The organism is Pseudomonas onubensis (assembly GCF_965653655.1).
In the GTDB taxonomy this organism is placed as follows: domain Bacteria; phylum Pseudomonadota; class Gammaproteobacteria; order Pseudomonadales; family Pseudomonadaceae; genus Aquipseudomonas.
This window is the reverse complement of record NZ_CBFHAZ010000327.1, coordinates 1-398: the sequence shown is the minus strand read 5'-3', so window position 1 is coordinate 398 and position 398 is coordinate 1. Positions and strand designations below refer to the sequence as shown.

The window sequence follows — 398 nt, the reverse complement described above, 5'->3', positions numbered from 1 at the left end:
ACAGAATAGTATGTCTCAATCCGCGGACCCTGTAGAAGCGATTCAGCACTTTATTCATGTAACGGCTGAACAGTTTAATGATCCGCAGAATATTGAGGGCGTGCCGGTTGGATTGCTGGCGGGTGAGACCGCTCTGATCAATGAAACGTTAAGATGCACATGTGTTGAGGTGTTCAAGAAGTGGACGGATGTGTTTGCGGCAAAATTTCTTGAGCATGGGTTTGAACAAGAGGAAGCGGAGAAGCTTGGGATGACAATCAACTCGATGATTGAAGGCGCAATCATGTTTTCATTGGCTCATAAAAACAAAGAACCGCTGCTGCTGATTTCAAAGCAGGTTCCGTATATTGTCCAAAACAGAGGATAGCATTTTATTACTCTTTTCTTTATAAAAATAG

General features: G+C 43.0%; 1 protein-coding gene. It reads left to right on the top strand.

Annotated elements, in window-relative coordinates; all coding sequences use genetic code 11:
• The coding region (locus ACTD9P_RS30185) for an LmrA/YxaF family transcription factor (protein WP_438870509.1) at positions 1-367 on the top strand (367 nt) is incomplete at its 5' end.
• Positions 368-398: the final 31 nt, after the last annotated feature.